This is a genomic window from Achromobacter sp. JD417, assembly GCF_041879325.1.
GTDB lineage: Bacteria > Pseudomonadota > Gammaproteobacteria > Burkholderiales > Burkholderiaceae_B > Achromobacter > Achromobacter mucicolens.
Genome location: NZ_CP087159.1, coordinates 3203254 through 3221563, shown reverse-complemented (window position 1 = coordinate 3221563; position 18310 = coordinate 3203254). Strand labels below are relative to the sequence as shown.

Sequence of the window (18310 nt, the reverse complement as noted above, 5' to 3'; positions counted from 1 at the left end):
CGCAAACTACCGGCTGCGAAAAGGGAAAAATAATTATGGTCTGACTAAAAAATCCTTGCGGGTATTAGGGCGTCTGGATGAGGGACCGGCGGTCAATGCGCCGACGCATCCAGAAACCGATGCACAATCCGCACTGCGGCGGCGCCCTCTGCGATGCACGCCAACACGTGTTTCACCGACCCCGCGCGCGCCGCGCCCACCGCAAATACGCCCGGCTGCGAACTTTCGTAATCGCGCGCCTGCATCGACCCCGCTGCCGCCAGCCCCGTATGGATGTAGCCCCGGTCGTCCGTATCGAGCCACCCGTCCAGCCACGCGGTATTCGCTTGAACGCTCGTCCCTGCGCCATCGCCCGCCTGCGTTCCCGTTGCCACGATCAGGCTGCGCGCCTCGATCATCCGGCCGTCGTCCAGCCACACGCGGTAGGGATAACACCCGCCGTCAAAGCGGCTGACGGTACGTAGCGGCAGCAGGTGCGCGCCAAAGCGCCTGCTCTGGTCCTCGGCGCGGCGCAGCAGCGGCCCGTCGCACAATCCGGTGATCGTGCCGGGAAACCCGTTCAGTATGTCCAGCCCGGGCGCGTCGCCGCAGGACAGCGAGCCGCCCACCAACAGGGTTTGCAAGCCCTCGGATGCGGCGTAGGCCGCGGCGGCCAGGCCTGCGGGGCCGCCTCCGATCACCGCCAGATCCATCACGGGGTCTTCCTGCCCTGCCCGCGCTGTCGAGCGCAGGATCGCGCCGCCATAGGGCCGCTGGCGCAGGTAGCCGATGCGGCGCAGCACGAATGCGCGCAGGATGATTTCCGCCATCGGCCGGTCTTCCAATATCAGCGACTCGAGCGCCGCGCGGCTTACGCGCAGCAGCCGGCTTGGGGTGCTGGCGCGCACGGTGACCGAGTTCGGCCTGTCCGTAAAGAGGTCCAGGCTGCCCGTGAACTCGCCGTCACGATGCACAAGCAGACTGCGCAGGACGCCGCCCGCCTGCGCTTCCAGCACCTCGATGTACCCGTGCAGCAGGATGTAGAAGGCGGCTTCGCGGTCGCCGCTGTTGAGCAGCACGCGGCCCGGTTCGGCTGAAACCTCGTCGCCGTACGCCGCGGCGCGCTCGATCATGGCACTGGGCAGCATGGGAAAGGCCTGGGCGTGCAAGGCGGCCAGATCGGCGGGCGGCGTGGCCGGTGCGGCGCCGGCGGCAAGTCGACTCATGGAGACGCTATCGGATCATCCGGGAGAATGGGCGGGATATTGCGATCACGTTACCGCCGGGCAGCGCCCGCGTCTTGCGCACTTGCGTCCTGATTTGTATGAAAGCGCCATGCGCGTTGCATGGCCTGTCGCGTGCCGGCTAACGGGTCAACCGCCGTGTTCCCTGCGCCAGGCGCCGGGCGCCACGCCCACCACGCTCGTAAACACCCGGGTCATGTGCGCCTGGTCGGCAAAGCCGCACGACAGCGCGATGTCGGTGATCGACCGGCCCGGCGTGCGCAGCAACGCCTGCGCTTTTTGCACCCGCTGCTCCAGGAGCCACCGATGCGGCGTGGTGCCGACCGTTTGCCGGAACGCCTTGATGAAATAGCTGCGCGACAGATTGCAGGCCTCTGCGATATCCGCAATTGACGCGTCTTCCCGCAGCGACGCCAGCAGCATGTCCTTGGCGCGCGCCTCCAGCTTGCGCGACAGCACGCGGGCGCCGCCCGACGCTGACCATCCGCTGGTGGCCCCCGCCCCGTATTGCGCCAGCAGGTGCGTGCCAAGGGCCAGGTTCAGATGCTCCACGAACAGGCTGCTGGTCTGCGCGGGATTTGCCACGACGTTCGCCAGCACCTGCGAAAGATGGCCCAGTACCGGATCCGGCTGCCCGGCGCGCGGCGTCAGGCTGCTGACGCGCGTCCCGCCCTTCTCGTCGTTGATCCGCTCGATGAAGGCGCGCGACAGCTCGACCAGCAGGAAGTCGAAACCGCCTAGCATGTCGGCGCGGTAATCGTCGGTGAAGTCGCGGATGTAGATCGAACCCGCATCGAAATCATGCGTGGAGGCGTGGTGACCATGCAGGATGCGACGGCGATGACCGCCCTGCAGCGCCACGCCCACGAGAAAGCCGCGATCGGACGCGGGCGTCTGCACGCTGCCGAAGTAATCGTGGTGGGTGCGCTTGCGATAGAGCGTCAGCCCGCCGCCATGGAATTCCTGGTCCAACGCCAATTGGCTGGCCGAGCAACCCAGCGTGTCGGTGGACCGCGCCGGTTGCGAGCCGGAAATCAGGGGTTGGGTGGCGGGCATCGGATATGTCCAGATCAGGGCGAACGCGCTAACGGGCTCGAAGATAGCAGGCGATGCTGCTTCGCAACAAGCAACATTTGGCAAGCATCCCCGGCCCGCCCGGGCCCGTCAGCGGGCGACGACGCTGTCCACAAACGCCGCCAGGTCCCGATTAAACCTGTCCGCTTCCTCCATGAACGGCGCGTGCCCCGATGCCGCGTATACCGTGCTCGTGACGTGCGGGTTCAGTTGCCGCGCCCGCTCGATCGACGGATGAGGCTGGACCAGGGCGTCGTTTGCTCCGTAGATCAGCAGCAGAGGCTTGCGCGCCGAGCCAAGGCCGCGCGCCGCCGCGACCGTCATGCCTTGCACGGCGGCCTGCATGTCGAAGGACGCCATGGCGGCATTGGCCAGCAGCCGTTGGAATGTGACGGCACCGGGCGGCTGCGCAAAGCACAAACCGATGAATTCGCGCTCCGCGTCCAGGTGGGTTTTCAGGTCGGGGGACACCATGTCGCGGTACAGCGCAGGATGCTGCACGATCTGCTTCGGATCCAGCTCGATCACACCGCCCACATAGACGGCGCCCGCGATTCCCGCATCGCCGTACGCGGCGAGGTAGTTGGTCGTCACGGCAGCGCCAAGCGACCAGCCGACGACCACGGGGTCCGCGGCCCCCGTCGCCTTCATGACCGCGGCCAGATCGTCGGCCCAGCGCCGGCCGTCTGTATACGCCGCCGCGTCCGCCGGCTTGCCCGATAAACCATGGCCGCGCAGGTCGTAGGTGATCAGCCGGTATCGTTGCAGCGCTGGGCTGGCAAGCTGGGCCTCCCAGTTGAGGTGGCTGCCCAGCAACCCGTGCACGAAGATGACGGGCGGGCCATCGGCATTGCCGGCCTCCTGGACGGCGAGCGTTACGCCATCGGGCGCCTTGACGGTGTACTGCCGGGGCTGCGCGTGCGCGGCCGCCGAGGCCACGATGACTAATACCGCCGCCGCCACCCGGCGGAAAAAAGTTCTGCGTTGCATGCTGATGCATCCGAAAGATTGAAGGACGGCCAGTCTCAACCCTCACACCTATGTCAAGGTCAAGCCCCCATCTGCTAACCTTTCCCGCATGAAAACGCCCGCGCCTTCCCCCCCCATGTCGATCGGCGAGCTTTCCCGCAGAACGGGCGCAAGCCTGCGGTCGCTGCGCCACTACGACGACCAGGGTCTGCTTGTCTCGGCCCGGGCGGACAATGGATACCGCACCTTTCCCGCAGCCGCCGTCACGCAAGTCAGGCAAATCCAGCGCCTCATCGCTGCCGGCTTCTCGTTGGCGGAAATCCGCGGGTTTCCCGATTGCATGCGGCTGATCGAGGGCGCTGCGGCATGCCCGGAGACGTCCGAGGTGCAGCGCCGGCGGCTGGCATCCGTCGAACGCCAGATCGCCGACCTGGAGCGCCGCCGCGCCCGGCTGCGCCAGATGCTGGAAGATTCCGCCCCCCCTTGCCCGCAATGAAACGCGGATAAGGCCCCAACCTGTAGCGCACGCTTTCCTACCGGAATTCCATGGCTACCGAAACGCCCCGCCGCCCCGTCCAGCATGCGCCGCGCTGGTTGCGCTGGCTGCCCGGTCTGGCGTTGTTGCAGTCCTATCAGGCGGCGTGGCTGCCCAAGGACATTGCCGCCGGCCTCGTCCTGACGACCATGCTGGTACCGGTGGGCATCGCCTACGCCGAAGCCTCGGGCGTGCCCGGCGTGTACGGCCTGTACGCCACCATCATCCCGCTCCTGGCGTATGCGCTGTTCGGTCCAAGCCGGATCCTGGTGTTGGGACCGGATTCCGCGTTGGCAGCGCCCATACTGGCTGTCGTGCTCAGCGTCTCCAACGGCGACCCCATGCGCGCCATCGCCGCGGCAAGCATGATGGCCGTTGTCTCTGGGCTGTTCTGCATCGTGATGGGCTTGATGCGCCTGGGGTTCATCACCGAGCTGTTGTCCAAACCCATCCGCTACGGCTACATGAACGGCATCGCGCTGACCGTGCTGGTCAGCCAGTTGCCCAAGCTGTTCGACATCTCCATCGACGACGCCGGCCCGCTGCGCGAGATGCAAAAGTTGGCGCTGGCCGTGGCCGATGGTCAGGCCCATTGGCCAAGCTTGGCAATCGGCGCGGCAAGCCTGGCCGTGATTCTCTTGCTCAAGCGCTTCGATCGCGTTCCGGGCATCCTGATTGCCGTGATCCTTGCCACGCTGGCGGTCAAGCTTTTCGGACTGGACGCCCAGGGCGTCAAGGTGCTGGGCGAGATTCCGCAAGGATTGCCCAGCTTTGCGTGGCCGTGGCTCAGCAACGCCGACCTCGTCAAGATCGTGCTGGGCGGCTGCGCGGTGGCGCTGATTGCCTTTGCCGACACCAGCGTGCTGTCGCGCACCTACGCCGCGCGCACGAACACGCGCGTGGATCCGAATCAGGAGATGGTGGGACTGGGGGTGGCGAACCTGGCAGCCGGTTTCTTCCAGGGCTTTCCGGTCAGCAGCAGCGCATCGCGCACCCCGGTGGCCGAGGCGGCGGGGTCGCGCACCCAACTGACCGGCGTGGTCGGCGCGGTGGCCGTCGCCGCGCTGCTGATCGCCGCGCCGAATCTGCTGCGCCACCTGCCCAACAGCGCGCTGGCCGCGGTTGTGATCGCCGCCGCCATCGGTCTCTTCGAATTCAGGGATCTGCGGCGCATCTACCGCATCCAGCAATGGGAGTTCTGGCTGTCCATGCTGTGTTTTGCGGGTGTCGCCATCTTCGGCGCGATCCCCGGCATCTGCCTGGCGGTCGTCATCGCCGTCATCGAGTTCCTGTGGGACGGCTGGCGTCCGCACTTCGCGGTGCTGGGCCGCGTGCCGAACCTGCGCGGCTATCACGACCTGAAGCGTTATCCGCATGCCACGCTGATCGACGGACTGGTCCTGTTCCGCTGGGACGCCCCGCTCTTTTTCGCCAACGCAGAACTTTTCCAGCAGCGCCTGCTTGAAGCCGTGGAGGCCTCGCCCACGCCCGTGCGGCGCGTGGTGGTGGCCGCCGAACCCGTCACCAGCGTGGACGTCACCTCAGCCGACATGCTGCGCGAACTGTGCGAAACCCTGTCGCGCGAAGGGATTGCGCTGCACTTCGCGGAAATGAAGGATCCCGTGCGGGACAAGCTCAAGCGTTTCGAGCTGTCGCGGCTGTTCAGCGACGACCGCTTTCATCCGACCGTCGGCAGCGCGGTGGACGATTACCTGGGCCGAGAAGACCGGCTCGCGAGCGACCTGGAGCGCAGCCCCTGATGTCGAGTCATCCTGAAGAGAGGCAGCTTGGGAACGAGGCCTTGCCTCACGGCAACCTCATCGGCCAGGCGCGGCCGCCCGCCACTCGGACCGCAGCAATCCCATCATCCCGGTGTCCCAGCGCTCATCGCCAGCCCGCGTGGACGACCGTCTCACGCCCTCCAGCTTGAAGCCCAGCCTTTCGTAGGTGCGAATGGCCACCGCGTTGAACATGTAGACGTTCAGTTCCAGCCGCTCGACACCCGGCGTGCCGAACGCCTCATCCATCATCAGGCGCACCATGGGACCGGCCAAGCCCTGACCACGCTTGGCAGGTGCGATTGCAACGCGTCCAAGACGGGCGTTGCCATCCTGCCAGTCGTAGGCCAGTTGCGCGTGGCCGATGGCGTCGCCGTCCTGGCACGCCATCCAGCGCGGGCCAGCCCTACACGACTGGCCCGCACAGCGCTCAGTTCGGCCTCAGGTCGATGTCGCGCACCACTTGCCCCAGCCGCGTGTAGTCGGCTCGCGCGCGTTCCAGCGCCTGCGCGGACGTATTGCCGACGATCACCCAGCCCAGTTCCTTGAGCTTGCGCTGCACGTCAGGCTCCTGGAGCGTGGTCGCCAAGGCTTTCTGCACGGTGTCGATGGCGGCTTGCGGTGTGCCTTTAGGCGCGGCCAGGCCAAACCATCCCGCGGGGACCAGGCCCGTGATACCCAGCTCCTTGGCCGTGGGCACCTTCGGATACCCCTCGAACCGGTAGTCGCTGGTGACGAATAGCGCCGTCGTCTTGCCCGACGTGACGTATGGGATCTGCGAAGCTGCGTTGTCCATCATCGAGTCCACGTGCCCGCCCAAGACATCATTAACCGCCGGCGCGGCGCCCTTGTAGCCGACAATGCTGAGGTTGACCGCAGCCAGCCGCGCGAACGCAGCCTGCGTCAAATGGGCCTGCGTACCGAGGCCGGCGTTGGCCGAGGTCAAGCCGCCCGGACGTTGCTCGCTCAGCGTCTTGAACGATGCGTAATCCTGCGCGGGAAACGCCTTGCCCACGACAAATACGAATGGCACTTCCACCGCGATGGAAATGTGGGCCAGATCCTCGACCGGGTTGTAGCGCAGCTTGTAGATGTGCGGATTGACCGCGATGGTTCCGCTTGCGCTGAGCAGCAGCGTATAACCGTCCGGCGCCGCACGCACGACATGCTCGGTGGCGATGGAACCGCCGGCCCCTGGTTTGCTGTCGACGATGACCGGCTGGCCCAGTTTCTTGGACATGGCATCGGCCAACAGGCGGGTCATGGTGTCCGATGCCGAACCGGGCGCATAGGGATAGATGATCGTAATGGGCTTTGCCGGATACGTGTCCGCCGCGTGGGCAGGCACCACTCCCAACGACAACAGCAATGCGGCAATCGTGACGCTCGAACGTTTCATGGTTTTTCCCCCTGGTTATCGGGTCGTGTGGATGATCTTTTGAATGACGGGAATGGCAAACGCCGAATACCAGCCAAGCTCGGAAAACATGGCTTCCCGGTACCAGCCCGCTCGGTGCAGCAGGTTCAAGGAGGCGATGGTCTGGCCGTCCCACCGCACTGGCACGTTGACCGCACCTTCGCAGCCCAAAGCAAAGATGCGGTCATGGTCCGGGAACGCCGCTTTGCACGCCTCGCGGTCTGCGCAGATACGGGGCCGACCTTCCTGGACCACGCGTGCGTAGAAGTCACTGTCGGTGCGGATGGGCTTGGCGCCGTCTGTCGGGTAGGCATCAGGCTGGCTCGAATAGAAGCGGCGGCTCACGCCGGCTTCACGATCAAGGACCAGTACCGTGAAAAGCCGGTAACCAATGCGTGCCGCCAACGCCTGCGCCAGCGCGTGAAGACCGCTTTCAGGCTGCCCGCCCTGCATCAATGCCACCGCCACGGCATCCAGCGCCTGGCCCCCGGAAGTTGAGTCTCTTGAGTGCATCGCTGCCTGCATCCCGACTAAAAGAAGAATGGCATTTTGGAGCGTGACGGCCATATCCCGCCAATGAATAAACTTGAGATATCCATTACCATTTCCGCATGGATACCGCCCCGATCGACCTTTCATGGACCCGCCGACTCAAGCTGCGCCATCTGCAGGTCCTTGCAGCACTGGAAAGCGCGGGGACGGTGACCGGGGCCGCCAAGGCCATGCACATGACGCAACCGGCGCTGTCCCACTGGTTGAGCGACATGGAGGAACTGGTCGGCACACCGCTCTTCCTGCGCGGACGCACACTGGAACTGACCGAGGCCGGAAGCGCGCTATGGCGTTACGCTTGCCGCGTGCTGGGCGATACGGCACGCACCGGCGAGGAAATCGAAGCGGTCAAGAGCGGCGTGGCGGGCCACCTGCACATCGGAACGATTCTGTCGGCCGCGCCCGTCTTGTTGCCGCGCGCCATCGCCGCGCTTCACCAACGTGCGCCCAAGGTGCGGATCGAGCTGGCGGAAGGCCTGCTGGAACCCTTGATGGAGCGACTCGAACGCCGGGAAATCGATCTCATCATCGGGCCGCTCGACGTGCGCGCGAGCCGCTCCGGCTTGTGCACCGAATGGCTGATGACCGACACCTTCAGCGTCGTCGCAAGGCGCGGCCACGCGCTCGCTGAACTGGCAGCGCCCCAGTGGGAACACACCGACGTCTACCCCTGGATCCTGCCGCCGCCGGGCACGCTGTCGCGCGTCCGGCTGGATCAGGCGGTCGCCGATGCCGGCATGCCGCCGCCCCGGCCGGCGGTGGAAACGAGTTCGCTGGTCGCGCTGCTTTCCATGCTGCAAGAACGGGATTACATCGCCACGCTGGCCAGTTCGGTGGCGCAAATGTATGCCCAGCTCAATCTCATCAGTATTGTGCGCATGCCTTCGCGTTTGGAATTCGGCCCCATCGGGATGTTGTGGGCCGCCGATTCCCCCAGCATTGTCCTGCCCGTCCTTCGGGAAACGTTGCGCGAAGAGGCCAAAAGCCTCCTCGACATGGGCGACGCGGCACCCTCGGCTACATGACCGTCGCGTATTCAAGCGTCTTGGGTGTCTGCGTCAGCACGCGCGGCGTGTCGCCCACCACCACGGTGTCATCCAGCCGGAAGCCGCCGATGCCGTAGGCGTAGATGCCGGGCTCGGCCGAATACACCTCATTCGGCAACAACGGCCGCTGGCAGAACGCCATGTCTTCGGGATATTCGTGGTGGATGATGCCCACCGCATGACCGGTGCGGTGCCGGATGAAATCGGCAAACCCCGCTTTCTCGATTTCCGCCTGCGCTGCCGCGTCGATCATGCAGACGGGATTGCCCGTGCGCGCTGCCGCAATCGCGGCTTCGTTGGCCGCTTTCGCCGCCGACCACAACCGGACCTGATCGGCCGACGGTGTGCCGCAAAACCACGTGCGTTCGTTCTCGATGGTCAGGCCATTGAGACGGGGAATGACAATGTTGACCAGCACATCCCCTTTCTGGATGCGCGCGCCGCAGGACGCGCCATCTCCGTGGGGCGAAGCGGACGCCGGCCCGCTCAGCGTCCAGCACCGGATCACCTCGAAATGCTCTCCGGGAAAGCGGTTGGCAGCCTCTTGGACGAACAGCGAGGCCATCGCGAAGTCCAGTTCCTGCACCAGCCGGCCCGGCTGGATATTCTCGCGGTACCGATCCTGGATCCAGTCAGAGATGGAGGCCGCCGCCGCCATCACCGCCAGCTCCTCTTCATGCTTTTGCCAGCGCAGCGACCTGCATCCGGGCGTCGCGGGGCGCAAGATAATGTCGGGCAGAAGACGCGCAACCTGCGCCAGCACCGCGCTGCCGCCTTCCACGGCGATGCGCGAGCGCGCTAGCCCGGCGGTCTTCAGCCGAGCGGCCACCAGTTCAGGCAATTGACCGATCAACGGCAACCTGTTCGTTACGCGCGGGTGCTCCGCGTAGTAGCTGATGTCAGTGATCCAGACTTTGCCCTGTTCCTGGGAAAAGCGCATGTGGTGCGTGGACAGCTCATTCATCACAAGGAATGGATCGCCGTTGCGCGGCACGACAGCAAAGATGGGGCGTTCCCAGGGCAGCACGTCCGTGTGAAAGTTGGTCGCAAACTGGAAGAAGTCTGCCGACGTGAAGATGATGGCGTCGACGGCCATGTCGTCCATCAACGCATTCATCTTGTCCAACCGATAGCGCCAGACAGCGTGAGTGAGTGTAGGCATGGTGATTCCTTTTAGATCAAAGTCAGTCGTTGCTCAGGCCCAGCTCGCGGATGAGCGGTCCCCAGGTGGCGCTGTCGCGCTGCGTCCATTGCGCGACAGCGTCCGGCGCGGAAGGCAAGGGTTCCAGCTGCAATTCCTGCAGTCGCGCCCTGACGGCTGAGTCGTCGAAGAAGCGCCGCGTTTCCGCATTTAGCCGATCGATGGCCTGGGCGGGCGTGCCCTTGGGCGCCACCAGGGCATACCAGCCGGGCAACGGAAAATCGGGCAGACCGAGTTCCCCGAGGGTCGGCACATCCGGCACGCTTGCCGCGCGCGTGGCACCCACGACGGCCAGCGGAACGACCTTGCCGGCCTTGGCCTGCACCGCACCCGTGTTCAGCACATCGGCCATCAACTGTGTCTGGTTGGCCATGACGCTCGTCAGGCCAGCAGCCGCGCCGTTGTAGGGAACGTGCGTGAGCGACATGCCCAGGCGCTTGGCGAGCATCTCAACGACCAGATGCGTGGAATTGCCCTTGCCCGCCGATGCAAAGTTCAATGCGTCGGGATTCGCCTTGGCCTGCTGGACCAACTCGTCGAGCGACCGTATGCCCGTCTGCGTTCCAGTAACCAGCAGGAATGGCGTGTTGACCAGCAGGCTGACCCCCTCGAAATCCCGAGCGGGCTGATATGGCAGGTCTTTGTACATATGGGGATTGAAGGCCAGATAGGAGATCCCGCTCACCAGCACCGTGTAGCCGTCCGCCGGCTGCTTGGCGACGTAACTCGAGGCTAGGATGCCATTGGCGCCCGGACGGTTCTCCACGACGACCGGCACCTTCAATTGCCGGGACAGGTAATCGGCCCATAGCCGACCGATCACATCCGTACCGCCACCCGCTGCCTGCGGCACCACAAGCTTTATCGGCCTGTCGGGATAATCCGCGGCGACCGCTCCCGCGCTTGCCAACATCGCGCACGCTACGCCCGCCACCCGGCAGGCCCGCGACAGAAAACTTCCCTGCATGTTTCTATTTCCCCTTTATCCATCGATACCGCCGTCCAATGACGGCCAGGCAAAAAGCCTGTCGGATTATGGGGAGAACGGGCATTAGCGCCCAATGAATAAACCTGAGGGATCCATAAGCGTTACTGCATGGAGGGCGCGTAACGTTGAGCACTCGAAACTTGATGGCGCTTTCGCACGAGCGGCTCGCGCGACCTGTCTCACGCGCCCATCGACCAAATATCCAAAACTCTTATATCTGAAATGTCCACAAACCTATAGTTCTTTAGAACCCGTTGACATAAAGAGGGGCATTGCCGATGATGCGGAAGGCCGCAAGCGCTGGGCCGTCCATAAGCACAACACCGCGCCTGTTCCGCGGGACGCGGCAACCTGAGAGGCAAGCCATGGAGACAACCCCACGCAACCCCGCACGGCGCCGCATGCTGGCCGGCAGCGCCACTGCCCTGGCCGCGGCCGGGCTGGGCGCCGCCGGCATCGCGCGCGCCAGCGATGCGCCCGCCAAGCCCGCCGCTGCGCCCGCCGCTACCCCCGCCGCAACCGCCGGCAAGCCGCTGCCGCCTTACGCGGCGTGGAAAGACGCCGACAGCGTCATCGTGCACAGCGCCAACACCATCGAGACCCGCCGCAGCGCGTTCGGCGATGGCGTCATCACGCCGTCGCGCCAGCTATACGTGCGCAATAATCTGCCGCCGCCCGACGCCGCGATCCTGAACGACCGCGATGCATGGAAGGTCGAGATCGAAGGCGTCAAGCAGCCCCGCACGTTCACCGTGGGCGAACTGAAGACGCTGGGCATGGAAACGCTGGCGACCGTGTTGCAGTGCTCGGGCAATGGCCGAGGATTCTTTCCCCACAAGCCCAGCGGCACGCCTTGGGAAGTGGGCGCGGCCGGCTGCGTGATGTGGACGGGCGTGCCGGTGCGCACCCTTGTCGAACACCTGGGCGGCCTGGCGGGCACGCCGGCCTTCATGACAGGCACCGGCGGCGAAGTGCTGCCCGAGGGTCTTGATCCCAAATCGCTGCTGGTGGAACGCTCGGTGCCGCGCGAGGCGATGCAGGACGCCCTGTTGGCCTGGGAGATGAACGGCGAGCCGCTGTCGCTGGCGCACGGCGGGCCGTTGCGCCTGATCGTGCCGGGCTACACCGGCGTGAACAACGTCAAGTACATCAAGCGGCTGGCGTTCACCGCCGAACAGAGCCCCGCGAAGATCCAGCAGACCGGCTATCGCCTGACGCCCATGAACGCCAAGCCCAGCCCCGATCAACCGTCGGTCTGGGCCATGGAACCCAAATCCTGGATCAACGCGCCGGGCGCAAACGGCCAGCCGGTGAAGGCCGGGCGGGTAGTGGTGCGCGGCGTGGCCTTTGGCGGCATGCATGCGGTAAAGCGCGTGGACGTGTCGATCGACGGCGGCAAGACCTGGAAACAGGCCGCGTTGATCGGACCGGATCTTGGCAAGTACGCCTGGCGCCAGTTCGCGCTGCCGGTGGAACTGTCCGCCGGCCAGCACATGCTGGTCAGCCGCGTCGAGGACACGGAAGGCAATGTGCAGGTGGAAAACCGGTTCGAAAACGCGCCGGGCTATATCAACAGCAGTTGGCGCGACCACGGTCTGGCCATCAACGTGTCCTGATCGAGGCAGCATCGATGCACAACAGTCAAGTCATGCAGCATGCAGCAACCCGCCGCCCGATCGGGTGGCGGGCTTCCTTTGCGCTCGCGGCAGGTGTCTGGTTGCTGACGGGCGCGCAGGCGTGGGCGGCCGAACCGCCCAATGCCGAAGCGGGCCGGGCCTTGTTCCTGAAAGCGACCACCCCGGCCTGTGCCGTCTGTCACACGCTGGCCGACGCCGGCGCGGCAGGCACCATTGGTCCCAACCTGGACGAGCTCAAGCCCGATGCCAACCGCGTCACGCAGGCCGTGCGCAACGGGATCGGCGTCATGCCGGCCTTTGATGCCCTGAGCGATGAACAGGTGCAGGCGTTGGCGAAGTACGTGTCGGGCGTGACCGGGGCGCAGTAGCCGGCCCGTGCATCGCGGACAGCGGGATCATGGTAGGCTTTCCGCCAGCCGGATTGCCCACCCATCCTCATGTTCACGACGACACGCATCATGACGCTCAGATCGCTCGCCCTGCTGCTTGCCGCGGCGGCCCTGACCCCGGCGCTTCATGCGCAACCGGCTGGCCACGGCGCCGCCTGGACGCCGACAGGCCCCACGGCATGCCGCTTTTCGGGCTGGACCACCAACGACAAGCCCGCGATCCCGGTGCGCGCGGCAGCCTCCTATGGCGCCAGGCAGTTGGGCGCGCTGCCGACCACGCGCGGCGACAGTCCCGACCCCGAGGTCGATCTATACAGCGTCACCTTCGACGTGACCGAGGCGCGCGACGGCTGGCTCAGGATTCGCAACGCCAGCGACGCCATGAGCGGCAGCGATCGTCACCCGCCTCGCCCCGTCTATCAAGGCGAAGGCTGGATCGCCGCCGCGGACGCGCAGGTCGGCATCCAGTCGGCGCGCGGATACGCCCGCCCCGACGCCGCCAGCGAACGGCTGCTTGACCTGGGCGGCGACTGGCTGACTGAACGCGCCACCTTGCGCGGCATCGTGGCCTGCGATGGCGAATGGCTGCTGCTGGACTACGAGATGCGCAACAGCGCCACGTTCGAACGGCTGGCCGACAAGGACCGCACGCGCGGCCGCGCGTGGTTTCGCGGCGTGTGCGCATCGTCCGAGACCACCTGCGACATGCGCTCGGTCGACGGGTAATCCGCGCTACCGGCGCTCAAGCGGCCAGACTTCCACCACGCCGTGCGCCACGGCGCAGGGCGTGCGGGACACCTTTTCGATGGCCTCGGCCATATCGGCCGCTTCGATGACGGCAAAACCGGCAATCGGCAGCGGCGCATTCATGAACGGCCCCTTCGCCGTCACCACGCCGGACGCGTCCGGATTGCGCACCTGAACCGGCGTGCCCGCGATCCCCATCAGCACGCCCGCATCCTGCAATGCCGCGTCGTGCGCATGCGCAGCCTCGCGCACGGACACCGGAGTGCTGTCGTAGCCCGCCTGATCGCCGTAGCCGATTGTGATGAACATGGGCATGGTCTTCTCCTTAAGGTTGGCGCCGCGCCTTGTGGCGAGACGCGTGGCGCGCTCATGCGCTAACCGCGCACCCGCGCCGGATTGCCCACGACCTTGGCGCCCCCGGGCACGTCCCGCGTCACCACGCTGCCCGCGCCGATGATGGCGCCGTCCCCCACCGTCACACCGGGCAGGATGATCGCCCCGCCGCCGATCCACACCTGCCTGCCGATATGCACGGGCCGCCCGAACTCCAGCATCGCGCGACGCTGCTCGGGGTCGTGCGGGTGGTCTGCCGTGTAGATCTGCACGGCCGGGCCGATCTGCGTGCCTTCGCCGATGGTGACCTGCACGACGTCCAGGATCACGCAATTGAAGTTCATGAAGACGTTGGCGCCCAACGAGATGTTGTAGCCGTAGTCGCAATGAAACGGCGGGCGGATCAGCGCGCCCTCGCCGACACTGGCCAGGCGCTCGCAAAGCAGCGCATGCCAGTGTTCGGGCGGCTCGCCCAGCAGCGCGTTGTACCGCTTCATCCAGGCGCTGGCGGCAAGCTGGTCCGCCTGGATCTCGGCGTCGGCGGCCGTGTACAGCTCTCCGGCCAACATCCTCTCTTTCTGCGTGCGTGTCATGGCAGTCTCCTGTCCGGTACGTTGCAGCATACCGAACATTGCCGTGCCGCTACGCCGCTTGCGGCAAGACCCCGACGTAACGGCCGCGCGGCCGGATGACCTGCGCCACGCTGAGTTGTTCCAGGCCGTGCGCCAAAAGGCCAATGCTGCGCGCCGTGGCGAATAGCCCGAATGCCGCATCGTCCGGCAGGCCGCAATGCGCTGCCAGCGCGGCCAGGGCGACGTCGATGTTGGGATGCAGACCCGTCAGTTGCGTGGCCTTGCCAATGAAGCGCGTGATGACCTCGGCCGGTTCGAAGCGCGCCAGCAATGCGGCTGCGCGCGGATCTCCGTCGGGATACAGGTGATGACCAAAGCCCGCCAGCGGCAGACCCGTGGACAGGTAATGGGCGATCACGTGGTCTTCGCCCTGGCGCGCCACGTCGTCGAACAGTGCCTTGACGCGGCCGGACGCGTCGCCGTGCAGGGGCCCGGACAAGGTGGTGAGGCCGGACAGCAGGCACGCCGGCAGCGATGCGCCCGTGGACGCCGCGATGCGCGTGGCAAATGCCGAGCTGGTCAGCTCGTGGTCCACCAGCAGGACCATGGCGGTGCGCAAAAGCTCAGCGGATTGCGGCGATAGCTTCCACGCCTGCGCAAAACGCAGGTGCAGCGGGCGTTTGCCGTGCTGCGCGCCAAACGCATTGGCCAATTGGCCGACAAGGCTCTGGCATTCGGTGTGCAGCACGCGCGTCATGCGGCCGCGGGTGGAATGCCCGGTGGCGGCCAGCGCGGCCAGCGACGTGAAGGCCGCGACCCGGCCGGGCGTAGACACGCGCGCCGCGCACGAAAAGTCTGCCAGCTGATCGGAATTCCACAGCAATTGGGCCACCTCCTCCAGGCTGGCCGACGCGGCCAGCGCGACGGCATCCTGCCCGCGGTAGTACAGGCGTTGCCGGTGAAAGGTGGAGATGGCCGTGGGAATGCTGGGCTCGGCGCCGAAAAGCGTATTGGTCGCCAGGGTTTCGTGCTTGCGGCCCGCCTGCTTGCGCTTGGCCAGCCCGGCAACGTCTTCGGCGCGATACAAGCTGCGGCGCGTATCTGCCGGATCGGGCATGACTTCCAGCTTGCCGCGGCTGACGTAGGCGTAGATGGTTTGCGGCCGCACGCCAAGCTGGCTGCACGCTTCGGCCATCGATATCCAGGTGCCCATGATCTTCTGTGGCAAAGTTTATATGTTGATTTTATAGATCAATATTGCTTTACAAATCAATCATTAAATACCATGGGATCCATGTTCAACGCGGACCCGCTGCCGGTCCCCCAACAGAGCCGAACCGACATGAAGCCCCAGGTCCTGCAACTCAATCCCATCCTGATCCCGGCGGTCAACGACGAGCTGGCCTCGCGGTATCAGGTGCACAAGTTCTTCGAGATTCCGGATCAGGCGGCCTGGCTGCGCGAGCACGGCGCCAGCATCGAGGCCGTCATCACCGGCGGCCACACCGGCATATCGCGGGCCATGCTGGAACAGCTGCCGGGCGTGAAGGTGGTGGCGGTCAATGGCGTGGGCACCGACGCGGTGGACCTGGCCTATTGCCGCGGCCGCGGCCTGCCGGTCACCGCCACGCTGGGCGCGCTGACCGAGGACGTGGCCGACCTGGCGATCGGCCTATTGATCGCCGCCTGCCGCAACCTGTGCGCGGGTGACCGTTTTGTGCGCGAAGGCCTGTGGGAACAATTCCCCTCGCCGAGCGCCATCCCGCTCGCACGCCGCTTCAGCGGCATGCGCGTCGGCATCGTCGGCATGGGCCGTGTGGGCCGCGCCGTCGCCACGCGCGCCGCGGCCTTCGGATGCCAGATCCGCTACACCGACTTGAGCGCCATGGACGACCTGCCGCATGAATTCGTGCCCGACCTGATCGAACTGGCGCGCGGCTCGGACGCGCTGGTGCTGAGCGCCGCGGCCGACAAGGCCGAGGGCATCGTCAACGCCCAGGTGCTGGATGCGCTGGGCCCGCGCGGGTTCCTGGTCAACGTAGCGCGCGGGCGTCTGGTCAACGAGGCGGACCTGACCGAGGCGCTGGTGGCCGGACGCATTGCGGGTGCGGGGCTGGACGTCTTTGTCGATGAGCCCCGCGTGCCGGCGGCCCTGCGCCAGTCGGATCGCACCACCTTGCAGGCGCACCGTGCCAGCGCCACCTGGGAGACGCGTGCCGCGATGGGCCAGATGGTGCTGGACAGCATCGCGCAGGCCTTGGCCGGCGAACGTCCGTCGATGAGCCTGACGACCTGAGCCGCAAGGCACGCATTGAGAACCGTCATGACGGACCTGGTCTTTCCCGCGCTTGCACCCACCCTGCTTCCGATCGCCGGCAGCGCGGCACGCTTTCCGGTCGCGCGCGTCTTCTGCATCGGACGCAACTACCGCTGGCTGCCCGACGAGCCGCGTCCCACCGACATGCCGGCGTGGTTCATGAAGCCCGCCAGCGCGGTGTTTCCGGCCAGCGGCGCGTTGCCTTATCCCGCGGACACGGCGGACTTCTGCCACGAGATCGAACTGGTCGTGGCGATTGGCCGCGGCGGAAAAGACATCGACCCCAAGGACGTCGAAGCGCGGCACATCTGGGGCTATGCGGCAGGGCTGGACATGACCCGGCGAGACGCGCAGCAGCAGGCCAAGCGCGCGGGCGGCCCGTGGGAACCGGCCAAGGCCTTCGATCATTCCGCGCCCTGCACGCCGATCGTGCCGGCCACCGTGTGCGGCCATCCTCGCCAAGGCGCGGTGTGGCTGACGGTCAATGGGCAAGACCGCCAGCGCGCCGACTTGTCCGGCCTGCTGTGGTCCGTGCCCGAGCTGGTGGCGATGCTGTCGCGGTCGGTAACGCTGGCGCCCGGCGATCTCGTCTACACCGGCACGCCTGCGGGCGTTGGCCCGTTAACGCCTGGCGACGTCGTCAGCGCGGGTGTGGCCGATATCGGGGCTTTGACCATGACCGTTGCCCGCCCTCGCGCCGCCTGACGGCTCACGCCGATTCCTTCCATCACCCATCGCTATTCCATCCGCCCCAGGAGTCACGCTTTGAACGAAAGCACCACCCAAAAGATTGCGCTGGTCACCGGCGCCGGCAGCGGCGTCGGTCGCGTCACCGCCGTCGCGCTGCTGGACGACGGCTGGACCGTCGTGCTGGCCGGCCGGCGCGCAGACCCTTTGCAGAGCCTGCAGGCCGAGGCCACCGCACGCGGCCAGACCGCGCTGGCCGTGCCCACCGACGTCACCCGTCCGGAAAGCGTCGAAGCCCTGTTCAACACGATTGAAAGCCGCTTCGGCCGGCTGGACCTGCTGTTCAACAACGCCGGCGTCAACGCCCCCGCCGTGCCCATGGACGAACTGCCGCTGGAAAAGTGGTTCAACGCCATCAACACCAATGTGACGGGCGTCTACCTTTGCGCGCGCGCGGCTTTCGGGCTGATGCGCCGCCAGTCGCCGCAGGGCGGCCGCATCATCAACAACGGGTCGATCTCCGCGCATACCCCGCGCCCCTTCACCGCGCCCTACACCGCCAGCAAGCATGCGGTGACGGGCCTGACCAAGTCGCTGGCGCTGGATGGCCGCGCCTTCAACATCGTGGCCGGGCAGATCGACATCGGCAACGCGATGACGGAACTGTCCGAACGCATGACGCGCGGCGTGCTGCAAGCCAATGGCACGGTCGCGCCCGAACCCATGATGGACGCCGTCCACGTTGCGAAGGCGGTGCGCCACATGGCGTCGCTGCCGCTGGACGCCAACGTCCTGACCATGACCGTCATGGCCAGCGCCATGCCCTTTACCGGGCGCGGCTAAGG

Annotated in this window: 20 protein-coding genes; 9 read left to right on the top strand and 11 right to left on the bottom strand. The window is 66.3% G+C overall.

Features of this window, described 5'->3' with window-relative positions; genetic code table 11:
* Positions 1-92: 92 nt before the first annotated feature.
* The 3 genes from LN047_RS14765 to LN047_RS14755 all read right to left on the bottom strand — a co-directional run bounded on the left by LN047_RS14765 (position 93) and on the right by LN047_RS14755 (position 3287).
* Positions 93-1205, bottom strand: a complete 1113-nt coding sequence (locus LN047_RS14765; RefSeq protein WP_373979403.1) for a cyclic nucleotide-binding domain-containing protein — start codon at positions 1203-1205, stop codon at positions 93-95.
* Between the two features lie 147 nt (positions 1206-1352).
* On the bottom strand, positions 1353-2279 hold the full coding sequence (locus LN047_RS14760) for a helix-turn-helix domain-containing protein (RefSeq protein ID WP_373979402.1): 927 nt from the start codon (positions 2277-2279) through the stop codon (positions 1353-1355).
* Positions 2280-2387: 108 nt separating this feature from the next.
* Positions 2388-3287 carry an alpha/beta fold hydrolase gene (locus LN047_RS14755; RefSeq protein WP_373979401.1) on the bottom strand — a complete coding sequence of 300 codons (900 nt, stop codon included), beginning with the start codon at positions 3285-3287 and terminating at the stop codon, positions 2388-2390.
* An 88-nt stretch (positions 3288-3375) separates the two neighbouring features.
* On the opposite strand from LN047_RS14755, the gene LN047_RS14750 reads away from it, so the two are divergent.
* Both LN047_RS14750 and LN047_RS14745 read left to right on the top strand, forming a co-directional pair.
* Positions 3376-3762 (top strand): MerR family transcriptional regulator, encoded by a 387-nt coding sequence (locus LN047_RS14750; protein WP_373979400.1) that lies wholly within the window; start codon positions 3376-3378, stop codon positions 3760-3762.
* A gap of 50 nt (positions 3763-3812) precedes the next feature.
* Complete coding sequence (locus tag LN047_RS14745; protein WP_373979399.1) at positions 3813-5561, top strand: SulP family inorganic anion transporter; 1749 nt, start codon at positions 3813-3815, stop codon at positions 5559-5561.
* A 57-nt stretch (positions 5562-5618) separates the two neighbouring features.
* Here the strand turns inward: LN047_RS14745 and LN047_RS14740 are convergent, their stop codons facing one another.
* From LN047_RS14740 to LN047_RS14730, 3 genes are read right to left on the bottom strand one after another with little or no spacing between them, the layout of a single operon-like run.
* The gene (locus tag LN047_RS14740; protein WP_373979398.1) at positions 5619-5969 is read right to left on the bottom strand and encodes a GNAT family N-acetyltransferase; all 351 of its coding nucleotides are present in this window, start codon (positions 5967-5969) and stop codon (positions 5619-5621) included.
* Positions 5970-6009: 40 nt separating this feature from the next.
* Entirely contained in the window at positions 6010-6978 is a 969-nt protein-coding gene (locus LN047_RS14735) for a Bug family tripartite tricarboxylate transporter substrate binding protein (protein ID WP_373979397.1), read from the bottom strand.
* A gap of 15 nt (positions 6979-6993) precedes the next feature.
* Positions 6994-7563 (bottom strand): GAF domain-containing protein, encoded by a 570-nt coding sequence (locus LN047_RS14730; RefSeq protein WP_373979396.1) that lies wholly within the window; start codon positions 7561-7563, stop codon positions 6994-6996.
* 44 nt (positions 7564-7607) lie between these two features.
* On the opposite strand from LN047_RS14730, the gene LN047_RS14725 reads away from it, so the two are divergent.
* A complete protein-coding gene (locus LN047_RS14725; protein ID WP_373979395.1) occupies positions 7608-8573 on the top strand; it encodes a LysR substrate-binding domain-containing protein in 966 nt (321 codons plus the stop codon).
* On the opposite strand, the gene LN047_RS14720 is transcribed toward LN047_RS14725, so the two are convergent.
* Entirely contained in the window at positions 8566-9756 is a 1191-nt protein-coding gene (locus LN047_RS14720) for a M24 family metallopeptidase (protein ID WP_373979394.1), read from the bottom strand. The genes LN047_RS14725 and LN047_RS14720 overlap by 8 nt on opposite strands.
* Positions 9757-9778: 22 nt before the next feature.
* On the bottom strand, positions 9779-10762 hold the full coding sequence (locus LN047_RS14715; RefSeq protein WP_373979393.1) for a Bug family tripartite tricarboxylate transporter substrate binding protein: 984 nt from the start codon (positions 10760-10762) through the stop codon (positions 9779-9781).
* A 386-nt stretch (positions 10763-11148) separates the two neighbouring features.
* Here LN047_RS14715 and LN047_RS14710 point away from each other — a divergent pair, with 386 nt between their 5' ends.
* The 3 genes from LN047_RS14710 to LN047_RS14700 all read left to right on the top strand — a co-directional run bounded on the left by LN047_RS14710 (position 11149) and on the right by LN047_RS14700 (position 13535).
* Entirely contained in the window at positions 11149-12399 is a 1251-nt protein-coding gene (locus tag LN047_RS14710) for a sulfite oxidase (RefSeq protein WP_373979392.1), read from the top strand.
* Between the two features lie 14 nt (positions 12400-12413).
* Positions 12414-12788, top strand: coding sequence for a cytochrome c (locus LN047_RS14705; RefSeq protein ID WP_253884371.1), 375 nt, complete (start codon positions 12414-12416; stop codon positions 12786-12788).
* Between the two features lie 90 nt (positions 12789-12878).
* Positions 12879-13535: a hypothetical protein gene (locus LN047_RS14700; RefSeq protein ID WP_062841472.1), complete on the top strand. Its 657-nt coding sequence runs from the start codon at positions 12879-12881 to the stop codon at positions 13533-13535.
* A gap of 6 nt (positions 13536-13541) precedes the next feature.
* On the opposite strand, the gene LN047_RS14695 is transcribed toward LN047_RS14700, so the two are convergent.
* Genes LN047_RS14695 through LN047_RS14685 form a run of 3 tightly spaced genes read right to left on the bottom strand, consistent with a single transcriptional unit; the run spans position 13542 to position 15674 of the window.
* On the bottom strand, positions 13542-13871 hold the full coding sequence (locus tag LN047_RS14695; protein WP_063954238.1) for a YciI family protein: 330 nt from the start codon (positions 13869-13871) through the stop codon (positions 13542-13544).
* A 59-nt stretch (positions 13872-13930) separates the two neighbouring features.
* Positions 13931-14482: a sugar O-acetyltransferase gene (locus LN047_RS14690; protein ID WP_373979391.1), complete on the bottom strand. Its 552-nt coding sequence runs from the start codon at positions 14480-14482 to the stop codon at positions 13931-13933.
* Positions 14483-14531: 49 nt separating this feature from the next.
* A complete protein-coding gene (locus tag LN047_RS14685) occupies positions 14532-15674 on the bottom strand; it encodes a citrate/2-methylcitrate synthase (RefSeq protein ID WP_056318818.1) in 1143 nt (380 codons plus the stop codon).
* A 129-nt stretch (positions 15675-15803) separates the two neighbouring features.
* On the opposite strand from LN047_RS14685, the gene LN047_RS14680 reads away from it, so the two are divergent.
* The 3 genes from LN047_RS14680 to LN047_RS14670 are packed head-to-tail and all read left to right on the top strand — an operon-like array spanning position 15804 to position 18308.
* Complete coding sequence (locus LN047_RS14680; RefSeq protein WP_373979390.1) at positions 15804-16757, top strand: 2-hydroxyacid dehydrogenase; 954 nt, start codon at positions 15804-15806, stop codon at positions 16755-16757.
* A gap of 27 nt (positions 16758-16784) precedes the next feature.
* Positions 16785-17483, top strand: coding sequence for a fumarylacetoacetate hydrolase family protein (locus LN047_RS14675; RefSeq protein WP_373979389.1), 699 nt, complete (start codon positions 16785-16787; stop codon positions 17481-17483).
* A gap of 60 nt (positions 17484-17543) precedes the next feature.
* Positions 17544-18308, top strand: coding sequence for an SDR family oxidoreductase (locus LN047_RS14670; RefSeq protein WP_062841421.1), 765 nt, complete (start codon positions 17544-17546; stop codon positions 18306-18308).
* Positions 18309-18310 lie beyond the last annotated feature (2 nt).

What these genes read in the sequence shown, in the direction of transcription:
- LN047_RS14725 (WP_373979395.1), top strand. Translation starts at nt 7,608, where the DNA reads ATGGATACCGCCCCGATCGACCTTTCATGGACCCGCCGACTCAAGCTG.
- LN047_RS14740 (WP_373979398.1), bottom strand. Translation starts at nt 5,969, where the DNA reads ATGGCGTGCCAGGACGGCGACGCCATCGGCCACGCGCAACTGGCCTAC.
- LN047_RS14680 (WP_373979390.1), top strand. Translation starts at nt 15,804, where the DNA reads ATGAAGCCCCAGGTCCTGCAACTCAATCCCATCCTGATCCCGGCGGTC.
- LN047_RS14675 (WP_373979389.1), top strand. Translation starts at nt 16,785, where the DNA reads ATGACGGACCTGGTCTTTCCCGCGCTTGCACCCACCCTGCTTCCGATC.
- LN047_RS14755 (WP_373979401.1), bottom strand. Translation starts at nt 3,287, where the DNA reads ATGCAACGCAGAACTTTTTTCCGCCGGGTGGCGGCGGCGGTATTAGTC.
- LN047_RS14750 (WP_373979400.1), top strand. Translation starts at nt 3,376, where the DNA reads ATGAAAACGCCCGCGCCTTCCCCCCCCATGTCGATCGGCGAGCTTTCC.
- LN047_RS14695 (WP_063954238.1), bottom strand. Translation starts at nt 13,871, where the DNA reads ATGCCCATGTTCATCACAATCGGCTACGGCGATCAGGCGGGCTACGAC.
- LN047_RS14760 (WP_373979402.1), bottom strand. Translation starts at nt 2,279, where the DNA reads ATGCCCGCCACCCAACCCCTGATTTCCGGCTCGCAACCGGCGCGGTCC.
- LN047_RS14715 (WP_373979393.1), bottom strand. Translation starts at nt 10,762, where the DNA reads ATGCAGGGAAGTTTTCTGTCGCGGGCCTGCCGGGTGGCGGGCGTAGCG.
- LN047_RS14710 (WP_373979392.1), top strand. Translation starts at nt 11,149, where the DNA reads ATGGAGACAACCCCACGCAACCCCGCACGGCGCCGCATGCTGGCCGGC.
- LN047_RS14720 (WP_373979394.1), bottom strand. Translation starts at nt 9,756, where the DNA reads ATGCCTACACTCACTCACGCTGTCTGGCGCTATCGGTTGGACAAGATG.
- LN047_RS14690 (WP_373979391.1), bottom strand. Translation starts at nt 14,482, where the DNA reads ATGACACGCACGCAGAAAGAGAGGATGTTGGCCGGAGAGCTGTACACG.
- LN047_RS14705 (WP_253884371.1), top strand. Translation starts at nt 12,414, where the DNA reads ATGCACAACAGTCAAGTCATGCAGCATGCAGCAACCCGCCGCCCGATC.
- LN047_RS14765 (WP_373979403.1), bottom strand. Translation starts at nt 1,205, where the DNA reads ATGAGTCGACTTGCCGCCGGCGCCGCACCGGCCACGCCGCCCGCCGAT.
- LN047_RS14735 (WP_373979397.1), bottom strand. Translation starts at nt 6,978, where the DNA reads ATGAAACGTTCGAGCGTCACGATTGCCGCATTGCTGTTGTCGTTGGGA.
- LN047_RS14730 (WP_373979396.1), bottom strand. Translation starts at nt 7,563, where the DNA reads ATGGCCGTCACGCTCCAAAATGCCATTCTTCTTTTAGTCGGGATGCAG.
- LN047_RS14700 (WP_062841472.1), top strand. Translation starts at nt 12,879, where the DNA reads ATGACGCTCAGATCGCTCGCCCTGCTGCTTGCCGCGGCGGCCCTGACC.
- LN047_RS14745 (WP_373979399.1), top strand. Translation starts at nt 3,813, where the DNA reads ATGGCTACCGAAACGCCCCGCCGCCCCGTCCAGCATGCGCCGCGCTGG.
- LN047_RS14685 (WP_056318818.1), bottom strand. Translation starts at nt 15,674, where the DNA reads ATGGGCACCTGGATATCGATGGCCGAAGCGTGCAGCCAGCTTGGCGTG.